The sequence below is a fragment of the Georgenia sp. H159 genome (assembly GCF_035607575.1).
Classification (GTDB): Bacteria; Actinomycetota; Actinomycetes; order Actinomycetales; family Actinomycetaceae; genus Oceanitalea.
In genome coordinates this window covers 57,945-68,169 of sequence record NZ_JAYDZY010000017.1, presented here as the reverse complement: position 1 = coordinate 68,169, position 10,225 = coordinate 57,945, and the positions used below count along the sequence as shown (strand labels likewise).

Sequence of the window (10,225 nt, the reverse complement as noted above, 5' to 3'; positions counted from 1 at the left end):
CGAGCGGGGGTCGGTCACCATCGAGCACGTCCTGTGGGCGGTCGCGGTCATCGCGATCGTCGCCATCGTCGTCGCGGTGATCACGAACTACGTCACGACGCAGGCCGGACGCATTTCATCGCCATGACACCCTTGCGGCGGGCCACCCACCGGCGCCGTCGACGGTGTGAGCGGGGCTCGGTAACGATCGAGCTGGTGGTCTTGCTGCCCGCGTTGTTCGCGATCGTGCTGCTCGGCGTCCAGGGCGCGTTCTATTACCACGCGCATACCGTGGCCATCGCCGCGGCTCAGGAAGGCGCCCGCGCGGCCGGGGCGAACGGCTCCACCGTTGACGCCGGCATCGCCGCCGCCACGGACTTCGTCACCGACGTCGGGCAGCACGCGATCACCGAGGTGTCGGTCGGTGGGGAGCGCGGGGACCGAGTCGCCCGCATCACCGTGACCGGCACCGCGGCTTCCATCCTGCCCGGCTTCGCCCCGCGAATCACCGCGCAGGCCGAGGTGCCGGTGGAGGAGGTGAGGGCACCATGAACCGGTTGCGCAGGTTGTCCCGCGGGGGCGGTGATCGAGGGTCGGCCTCGCTCGAGGCGGCGATCGTCATCCCGGCGTTCATCCTCTTCGTCGGTCTGCTCATCTACGCCGGCCGCACCGCGGTCGCTCTCCAGGGCGTGGAGGCCGTCGCCTACGACGCCGCCCGGTCCGCGTCGATCGCCCGCACCCACCTCGAGGCGCAGGAACGGGCCGCGACGGCGGTCGACTACGCGCTCGTGGCACAAGGGCTGCGGTGCGCGAGCCACGACATCGACCTCGACACCTCGGGCCTGGACAAGCCCGCCGGTGTACCCGGCACGGTCACCGCGACCGTCTCCTGCACGATCGACCTGGCAGACCTCGCCGTGCCCGGCGTGCCGGGCCAGCGCACGGTCTCGGCGACCATGTCCTCCGTCGTCGACGCCTACCGGGAGGCACCATGAACCAGCTACGGCAGGCCGGGCGCCGGAGGCTGGTGGCAGCCAGGCGTGAGGAGCGCGGCTCGATCTCGGTGTGGGCGGCGATGTCGGCGATCGCCATGATGATCTGCGTCGGGATCGCCCTGGACCTCGGCGCCCAGGTCCACGCCCAGCAGCACGCACGCAGCGTCGCCGCGCAAGCCGCCCGCGCCGGTGGCCAGCAGCTGGACGCCGCCGCCGTCACCGGCGCCTACCCCTCCCTCGCCGTCGGCCACGCGCGCGTCGCCGCGCAGGCCTACCTCGACGCCTCCGGCGTGGAGGGGACCGTGACCGTCACCGGCGGCGACACCGTGCAGGTGTCCGTCACCGACACCTACGACCCGCGCTTCCTCGGGATTATCGGGATCTCGAACCTGACCGTCACCGGGGGCGCCACCGCCCAGGTGATTCGCACGTTGGGAGAGCGAGAACAATGACGTCCCTCCAGGAACGACTCCTCGGGCTGCTCACCACTCTCGCCCTGGTCGCCTTCGCCGCCGGGTTCCCCGCACTGCTGACGCTCGTCGGTCTGAGCCCCACCAGCATCGCCGGCCATCCCGTATGGGCACAGCTGCTCGAGGTCGCGGACTGGAACATCGTCTGGGTCGGACTGGGCATTATGGGTTGGGGCGTGTGGGCGGTCCTGGTCTACTGCCTGCTCGTCGAGCTGATCGCCGCGGTCCGAAACGTCCACGCGCCCGAGCTGCGCGGGCTGTCCCTGCCGCAGCACACGGCTCGCACCCTGATCGCGTGGGCCGCACTGCTCTTCGTCACCGCGTCCACGTCCGCACCCTTCGCCGCCGCCGCCGGCGGCTCGGAAGTGCCGGCCATCGCCGCCGCGGCCCCGCTGCGCTCTGACACGGTCGCCCTGCCGGCCGCACCGGTGGCCGCGCCCGTCACCCATGCCGGTTTCGCCGCCGCACCCGCTCCCGCCCCGGCCGCACCGCGCGCCGCGCAGACGGGCACGATCCCCTACACCGTGGTCCGAGGAGACACGCTCTGGAAGATCGCCGAGACGATGCTCGGTGACCCCCTGCGCTACCCCGAGATCGCGGCCCTCAACAGGGACGTCCTGGGTGATGAGCCCGACTTCATCACCCCAGGCATGCAGCTCTTCTTGCCCAGCGACGCACGCACGGAGGCGCCTTTCGAGACCGCTGGCACGGTCGTCGTCGAGCCCGGTGACACGCTCTCCCAGATCGCGCTCGATGAGCTCGGCGACGCCAGCCGCTACCCGGAGATCTTCGAAGCGTCCAACGACATGGTGCAGCCCGACGGCGCTCGTCTGACGGACCCCGACCTCATCCGACCTGGCTGGGAGTTGACCCTGCCCGGCAGCACGAAGACTGACGAGGCCGACGCCGCTGCCATGACCCGGCAACCACCCTCGGCCGGGCCTGAAGCACCCGAGCCCGCGGCCACCGCGCCGACGGATGGCACTTCGCCGCCGCCACCAAAAGCCCAGCCGTCCACACCTGCTCCCAGCGCATCACCACTGGCCCCGGCGCCGACGACGCCGAGCCAGCCTCTCCCCCAGGCACCGCCGTCGGTCCAAAGCGTGACACCAGAGTCCACCAGCGGATGGCTGCTGCCCGCCCTGACCGGGGCGGGCGCCGTGCTCGCGGGCGTTCTCCATCTCGTCCTGCGCGGTAACCGCCGCTCACAGCTGCGGTTCCGCACCCCGGGCATGCTCATCGCGCCCGAGCCTGGCGAAGTCGCCCCGGTCGACCGGACGACCCGGATCGTGGGCGGTCCGGCCGCGCCCCGGCTCCAGGCACTCGACCGGCTGCTGCGATCCCTGGCCTCAGCCTTTGTCGACCCCACCCGGTACCCGCCGCTGCTCGCCGTCGAGCTCACCGCCGACACCGCGACACTGCACCTGGCCGAGGACGTCACGCTGCCCGAACCGTGGACCGGTGCAGGCATGCGCTGGACCGTCCAAATCGATGCGGACGTGCCAGACCCGGACACGCTCGCTCCCTACCCCATGCTGGTCTCGGTCGGAGCCGACGACGCGGGCACACTCTGGCTCCTCAACCTCGAACGGTTCGGCGTCCTCAACGTCGTTGGCACGCCCGCAGAGGCACAGCGGTTCGGTCGGCACGTCGCCGCCGAGCTCGCCCTGTCACCCTGGTCGACGCTCGTCCAGGTCCACACACTCGGGTTCGGTGAGGAGCTGGCCGACCTCGACGAGTTCCGCCTCATGCCCTACCCCGCCGGCGACACCAGCGCCCTGGAAGCCATCACGCGATCAGCGCGCAACTCGCAGTCCCACGACCCTGAGGAGCTGCACGTCGTCGTCATCGCCGCCGGCGCCGGCCCCGCCCAGGACACGGCCCAGATCACCGAGGCGATCCACGCGCACGACACGCGGCCAGGCGTCGCCGTTGTCACCCTGGCCGACATCCCCTCGCAGTCCGTCGCCGTGCTCGAGGTCGACGGCTCCCACCTGCGAGTACCAGCCCTGGGGATCAAGCTCCGCGCGCCTGGGCTCACGCAGACCGAGGCAACGGCCATCGCCGAGATCGTGCGCGTCACCCGCAATCGCACGAACGTGCGCGCACCCGTCGATGAGCTACTCACCGAGGGGTATGGGGCTTTCATGACCGCGACCGGGGCGCTACGCGAGCCGCTCGTCGGCGACCGGCCAGCTCCCGACCAACCGGGCGGACCGACATCGCTGCTCCCCGAGCAGGCCACGGCATACACCGAGGTCGCCGCAACAACCGAGGACGACGTCGCCGCCCTCGCTCCACCCGTCCCGAAGTCGACGACCGAGGCCGTGCTCGCGGCCGACCCGACTCTGGATGACGACCTCAGGCTGTGGCGAATGGGTGACAAGTGCCCGGTGCCCCGCGTCATGCTCCTGGGCAAGCTCCGCGTCACCGCGCACGGCGTCAGCCAGGAGGTCTCCGAGCGCAAGCACCACTACATCGAACTGCTGACCTACCTGTGGTCACACCCCCACGGTGTCACCGCAGCGACTCTGGCCGACGAGTTCGGGTACAAGCGCGAGCGCGCCCGCGTCGAGATCAGCCACCTTCGCAAGTACCTGGGTACTGACCCGCGCACCGGCGAGAGCTACCTGCCCACCGCCCCAGGCACCCGGGAGCGCACCCAGAACGGCTGGACCGGGTACACGTTGCGCGGCGTGCTCTTCGACGTCGACCTCTTCCGCCGCCTGCGCGTGCGCGGCCAGGCACGCGGCGCGCACGGGCTGCCTGACCTCGTCGCCGCTTTGCACCTGGTGCGCGGTGAGCCGTTCGCGGACCTGCGCGCCGACTCGTGGACGTGGATGTTCGAGGGCGAACGCCTCGACCAGGAGTTCGCCGCCGCAATCATCGACGTCGCCCACCTCGTCGCCACGCGCTCCATGAAGGACGGCGACCTGCCCACCGCGCGCCGCGCCGCCGAGATCGCCCTCAGCGCCTCCCCCTACGACGAGATCTCCCGCCTCGACCTCGCCAGGGTCGCCGAACTCGAAGGCAACCACGCCGAAGCCGCACAGATCAGGGGCGAAGGCATCTTCAGGCGCACCGACGACTATCGCGCCCCGCTTGACCCCGGGGAGCGCACCGAGAAGATCACCGCGGCGTCAAGGCGCCCGGGCAACCGGTAGGAGGCAGCACAGTGAATCGAACTCGGCAGCTTCGGTGCCACAGCCTCGGATCGGCTGGGCTGGTGATGGCGCGAACCGGTAGCAAGGACGATGCGTTGGAGCGCCCAAAGCGGGCACGGTTGCGAACCGGTGCCGGTGCGGGTGCGGGTGCGTGAGCGGCATGAGCGCGTTCCAGACCCGGCCCCAGAGTGAGCAGATGGCTACCGCGCGTCGGCTTCTCAAGCGCCGCGCCAGTCACGGTGACGAGTTCGGTCTCCGCGACGGCCTCAGGGCCAACGCGGCCTTCTGGACCGTCGAGGGGCTCCACCCGCCCTACCCCCCGATCGGCGACGTCAGCGACCTGCCACTGCCGACCTTGCAGGAAATCCGTGCCGCGCTGATCGCTGCCGCCCAAGCGGCGAGCAACGTCCACGAGGCCAGCCTGATCGGTCAGGCGGCCGCCGAGCTCAACGGGGACGGCCTGGCATGACCTACCGCGAGCACAGCACCGCCCTTGCCTGGCACCTGGCCACGCTCGTGACCAACAGCTCCTCACGTCAGCTCGACGCCACCGCACTCGGCGTCGCTCTGCTGGCCCGGCACGAAACCCTTCGACTCGTGCAAGAGGCGACAACCGTGGCCACCGGGCGAACCCCACCCGCGCCGCACCTGCTGGCCTCGGCAGCCGCCCGCACCTTGCTGGAGGACGCGGTCCTGGATCCCGTGCGTGCATTCGAACGCGCCATTCTCACCTACCCCGACATCAAGCCCAGCGTCGTCTACACGGCCATCGATCCCGCGGGTCTCGATGAGACCGGGCAGACCTGGCGCCTCGCCGCCCGCGCCGCGATCCTGGCCCGCCACGACCTGGCGAGCGAGGCCAGCACCTACGCCGGTGACCACCGGTGGGGCCTGGTGGCAGACGCCGCGGCGCTCACGCCACTACTCCAGCGGCTCGACCACCAGCTGATGAACTCCGCCCTCCGGCTCGACCCTGACGCCGGCCCGACCGTCACGGCTCTGTCCGCGGCCCGGTACAACCCCGGTCCACTCGTCGCGAGCGAGGTCGACGCACTCGCCCACGGAGGCCGGCTGCCGAACCTGCCTGTCCTGGCACTGCCGCCCACCTCCACCCAGCCCGTCTGGGTCGATTCGTCCACCACCCTGCTGGAGGCCCAGCGACGGCTTCCCGCCCAGTTGCGTGCGACCGACATCTCACCGGCGGTCATCGCGCACACCAGCATCGGTCAGGCCTACCTGCTCGACGTCGCCGCCGGCATCCTCGACGCAGAACACTTCGCTTCCGACGCCGCGCGCACCGCCCGGCAAATCGGCGCTGAGCTCGCCGCGCGGATCCGCCCCGAGCCGCGCGACGTCGTCGCGCTCGTGCCCGGTGACAGCACCGCCGTGATGCAGACGCGGGCGATGACCATCTACCTCAGCCGCCACCGGAGCGTCGGCAGCGCCGACCTGGTGGCGATGCGCGCCCTGATCCACCACACCCCCACGGTGATCGAGGCACTCTCCCGCGCCGCCGACCGCCAGCTGACCTCCGGACGCTGGCTGACCTCCGCCGAAGACCCCGATCTGCGCTGGGCGCCCTACCGGGTCATGGACGACCCGCCCCGACTCGTCACCGCCCTGCGAGCTGTGCGCCAACAGTTCCCCGCCGAACAAGCCACCGCCCGACCCCGCCTCGACTCCGCCCACGCGGTTCTCGCGACCATGCGGGCCCGCACCCACGACACCCGCCCGAACTCCCCTGCCATCGCAGCCCGTCGCTCACGGCACGAGGGCCCCACCATCGCCTGATCCACAAAGCGAGGCATTCCCTGGCAGGCACTCATTGACAGGCCGGCTACCGTGACGTTCGTGCCCTACCCGTCGCGCCCGATCCTCGATCCGCTCGCGCCGTTCAAGCACGACCTCAAGAACGGGTACAACCAGTTCCAGCGAGACCGCTTCGACACCTTCGTCGCCCAGCAATACACCGCCGGGCTCTCCCTGCGCCAAGTCGCCGAGCTCACCGGTCGAACGCAGACCGCAGTACGCCGCAGCCTCGACCGATCCGGCATCCACCGTCGAGACCGAGGCGCACCACGCCTCCCTAGAACGCCGAAGAGCCAGTAGCTGCTCGCAAGCGGCAACTTCCAGCTGGCTGCTGCCTTCAGGCGACTCGCCGGACCGTCGTCCTGACGGCTCTGGAAACGACTCACCCCCCCACGCGCGCCGCGGGGCCGCGCGCACATCGGCACGAGCGGCAACGGGCCCGTGATGCAAGCACCCTCGTCCCAAGCGCTCGGCGACGTCTTCAGGCTTCGCTGCTCGCCGGGGGTGCCGTCCGCTAAACAGCACCGTCTGCGCCAGGTACCGGTTGAGTTTCGATGTCTCTCCCCGTACGCCTCCTGACCTGCGCCGATGCACGCGCTCAAAGTGCGTACGGGGTGCGTACGGGGTGCGTACGGGGTCGTCTACCCCGTACGTTCTCGGCAACGCACCGGGGCCAACGTGGGTCGCATGCACCGCGCTACCGCTTCTGTGGGCTGGCCGACGGCGACGATCGTCATGGCGTCGTCGGCGCCATCGCTCGAGCTCGCCGCGCTCGCGTACGCGCAGGCGGGTGTGCCGGTTTTCCCGTGCCTGCCTGAGGGGAAGGCACCGTTGACGCAGCGCGGTTTCCACGACGCGTCGCGTGATTCGCGGCAGGTGGGTGTGTGGTGGCGGCACTGGCCGGAGGCAAATATCGGTCTGTCGACCGGCGCCGCCTCGGGGATCGACGTGGTGGATATCGACATGCACGACGGCGAGGGCGGGTTCGCGGGCTTCGAACGAGCCCGGCAAGCCGGCCTGGTTGCGTCATGGGCATGGCTCGTGCGAACGCCGTCGGGCGGGGTCCACGCCTACTACCCACACGGGCCCGAGCAGCGGTCCTGGGCGTTGGGGACGGCGCACGTCGACTTTCGTGGGGACGGCGGGTACGTCATCGCGCCACCGTCGCGTCTACGCACCGCCTCGGGTGTCGTGCGCGAGTACGAGCTGATGGTCATCGCTCAGCGCGTCCCGGCCCCGGTTGATGCGACCGCCCTTCGGAAGTTGCTCGCTCCACCGCAGCGTGCGCACGCGCTCAAAGCCGTGCCGGTCGCGGGCACCGCACCCGAGCGGTTGGCCGAGTGGGTGGCAACCCGGCCGCAGGGCGGGCGCAACGGCGCACTGTTCTGGGCGGCGTGCCGGATGGTCGAGGACGGCTTCGATCACGCCTCGGTGCTCGGGCTGCTCGGTGAGGCCGCCAGATGTGCCGGGCTGGGCGAGCGCGAGGTGGCCGCCACGATCCGCTCCGCGTTCCGCCGGACCAGCCGAGAAGACCTGGGTGGCTCGCGCCGCCCGGGTCACGCCCAGGCAATGTCCAGATCAAGCAGGGAGGCGATGTCCCGGTGAACGCGCAGGATGACATGCAGCATGACGACCCCCACCCCCCGCGCCCCCTTCCGGGCGTGCAGCGGCAGCACTCGGAGTTCGCCATTCACGGCGACCCGTCACGCTCTGGCGTGCGCGGCCAGGGGGTGGCGCCGACGCCCGATGCTGAGACCGCGCCCGGCCGGGCTAAGCGGGAGGTGGCGTGGGTGTTGCCGTCAGACCTGCCGATGGTCGTCCTCGCCCCCGCGCTGGGCAAAGGGGTCGACCGCACGCTGACCGCACAGTCGAACCTCACGCGGCCCGTGGTCCGTGCCCCTGCCGTCGCCGCGCGGGCGACGTCGCGGCGAGTGCGTGCGCGTCGGGCGGCATCACGCGTAAAGGGCCTAGGCCGATGAGCACGCCGCCCCGTTTCACGCAGGCGAGCGGGCTGCGGCGCCTGCTCATTGAGCTGCACCGCTGCCCAGAGGGGTGGAGCGGGCCAGAGGCGCAGGCGCTGCTCGGTTACTGCGCGGACCGATACCGCGGTCTGGCGCGCAAGTACGGGCAGAGCGGCGAGGACGCGGCCACGGCCGCGTACGAGGCACTGACCGCGACCGCCACCCGTTGGGCCCGCGACCCGTGGGGAGTAGTGACCACCGCCGTGCAGCGAACATTGCAGGCCGAGCATCGCGCGCACGGCCTGCTGTGCGGAGCAGAACGGGCACGGCACCTCATGCACGCTCCGGTCCACGACGTGACGCGGTTCGCCGACAACCTGCTGGTCGAGCGGGACCCCGCCTTCCATGTGATCGACGCCGAAGAGGAAGCCACAGCGACCAGCGACATGACGGCGCGGTTCGTGCCGACGGACGAGGCGCTGGCCGATGCGGTGAGGATATTCGTCGCGTGCGGGTGGCCTGCGGACGTCAGCCGCGGTGCCCTGGACCTGATCTGTTCGCGTCTCATGGAGGCCGGGCACCGCCGTCGGGCCTTCGAGTACCTGCGCCGGCACCCGGAGGCATGGGCGCACCTGGACCTGAGTCAGGAGCAATGGACCCGCGTGCTGACCGTTGTGCTCGGCGCACAGCATCCCGACCTCGCCGCCACCGATCTTGGCCGCGGGCTGCTGTGGCGGCTGTTCGTCGGACAGCGCCACGAGGAGATCTCCTGCGACCCGGCGGTGACCAGGGCCCTGGCCACCGCCGCGCCCCTGTCCTTGGAGGCGCGTCATGCCTGAGTCCAGGGAGTACCTCGGTGCGGAGCGGCTGGTCGAGTCGATCACGGTCGGTATCCGGCACCGGTCCGAGTTGGGTGACCTGGGCCCGCTCATGGCGTCCATCGACAAGATTGGGCTGTTGCAGCCGATCACCGTCACTCCCGACGGAGTGCTCGTGTGCGGTCGCCGCCGGCTGGAAGCCATCACGAGACTCGGCTGGCGAAGCGTGAAGGTGTGGGTCCGGGCCGGGATCTCCGACAACCTCTCCGGGCTCCTGGCCCAGCAGGACGAGAACGTGCTGCACAAGCCGCTCACCCCGACCGAGGCCGCCGGGCTGTACCGCGAGCTGAAGGCTGTGCTCGCCGAGGACGCCCGCCGCCGTCAGGAGGCGACACGATTCGGCGCTCACGGCGACCGTGGGGAAGAGAGCGGTGGTGATGACTCATCACCACCGCGCGGTGACGCCTCACGCACCCGTTTCCGCGCAGCTCAGATGGTGACCGGTACCCCATCGTTCCAACGGATGGAACGCATCGGGAAGATCCAGGAGGTCGTCGACGACGAGTCCTACCCGCTGGAGGTCCGCCGCCTGGCCGAGGCCGAGCTGGACAAGATCAACGACGGCGCCCCCGTCGCACCCTCCTACGAGGCCGTCCTCGAGGCGATCGCGACCCGGATGGGCCCGCGCACACCGTCCAACGAGCCCGAGGTCGACGTAGAACCGACACCGGAGGACATCGCGGAGCTGCGCGCCAAGGCGTCAGCCCGCGCCCAAGCCGGGCGCCGCCGCCGCATCGAGCGGCTCTCGGCGCACCGCACCCCGACCGAACCGGTAAAGCGCTCCGTCCGGGCCTTGGTCATGACCTGGGCCGACCTGGACGGCTGGACGGGGCACTACGACCCGGCCGACGTCGCGGCCAAGCTCACCGACGCCGAGTGGGCGATGCTCGAGCGGGTCTTGGTCGAGTCCACCGGCTTCTTCGACGCGGTGCGCGCCAACCGCACAGGCGCGGCGTGAGGAGGCCGGTC

At 71.0% G+C, this 10,225-nt stretch carries 10 protein-coding genes; all 10 read left to right on the top strand.

The features are described 5' to 3' along the window. The first annotated feature begins 123 nt into the window (after positions 1 to 123). The 10 genes from VR894_RS18045 (at position 124) to VR894_RS18000 (ending at position 10,214) form a co-directional block, all read left to right on the top strand. Entirely contained in the window at positions 124 to 531 is a 408-nt protein-coding gene (locus VR894_RS18045) for a TadE/TadG family type IV pilus assembly protein (RefSeq protein WP_324653790.1), read from the top strand. Further along, on the top strand, positions 528 to 974 hold the full coding sequence (locus tag VR894_RS18040; protein ID WP_324653788.1) for a TadE family protein: 447 nt from the start codon (positions 528 to 530) through the stop codon (positions 972 to 974). The genes VR894_RS18045 and VR894_RS18040 overlap by 4 nt, the downstream gene beginning before the upstream one ends. After that, on the top strand, positions 971 to 1,426 hold the full coding sequence (locus tag VR894_RS18035) for a pilus assembly protein TadG-related protein (protein WP_324653786.1): 456 nt from the start codon (positions 971 to 973) through the stop codon (positions 1,424 to 1,426). The genes VR894_RS18040 and VR894_RS18035 overlap by 4 nt, the downstream gene beginning before the upstream one ends. Beyond that, positions 1,423 to 4,608, top strand: a complete 3,186-nt coding sequence (locus tag VR894_RS18030; protein WP_324653784.1) for a LysM peptidoglycan-binding domain-containing protein — start codon at positions 1,423 to 1,425, stop codon at positions 4,606 to 4,608. Before VR894_RS18035 ends, VR894_RS18030 begins: the two co-directional genes overlap by 4 nt. A gap of 196 nt (positions 4,609 to 4,804) precedes the next feature. Then, a complete protein-coding gene (locus VR894_RS18025) occupies positions 4,805 to 5,077 on the top strand; it encodes a hypothetical protein (protein WP_324653782.1) in 273 nt (90 codons plus the stop codon). Further along, a complete protein-coding gene (locus tag VR894_RS18020; RefSeq protein WP_324653780.1) occupies positions 5,074 to 6,399 on the top strand; it encodes a hypothetical protein in 1,326 nt (441 codons plus the stop codon). The genes VR894_RS18025 and VR894_RS18020 overlap by 4 nt, the downstream gene beginning before the upstream one ends. A 60-nt stretch (positions 6,400 to 6,459) precedes the next feature. Continuing rightward, a complete protein-coding gene (locus VR894_RS18015) occupies positions 6,460 to 6,717 on the top strand; it encodes a helix-turn-helix domain-containing protein (RefSeq protein ID WP_324653778.1) in 258 nt (85 codons plus the stop codon). 387 nt (positions 6,718 to 7,104) lie between these two features. After that, positions 7,105 to 8,022 (top strand): bifunctional DNA primase/polymerase, encoded by a 918-nt coding sequence (locus VR894_RS18010; protein ID WP_324653776.1) that lies wholly within the window; start codon positions 7,105 to 7,107, stop codon positions 8,020 to 8,022. Between the two features lie 370 nt (positions 8,023 to 8,392). Continuing rightward, the gene (locus VR894_RS18005; RefSeq protein ID WP_324653775.1) at positions 8,393 to 9,217 is read left to right on the top strand and encodes a hypothetical protein; all 825 of its coding nucleotides are present in this window, start codon (positions 8,393 to 8,395) and stop codon (positions 9,215 to 9,217) included. Continuing rightward, positions 9,210 to 10,214 (top strand): ParB N-terminal domain-containing protein, encoded by a 1,005-nt coding sequence (locus VR894_RS18000; protein ID WP_324653773.1) that lies wholly within the window; start codon positions 9,210 to 9,212, stop codon positions 10,212 to 10,214. Before VR894_RS18005 ends, VR894_RS18000 begins: the two co-directional genes overlap by 8 nt. Positions 10,215 to 10,225: the final 11 nt, after the last annotated feature.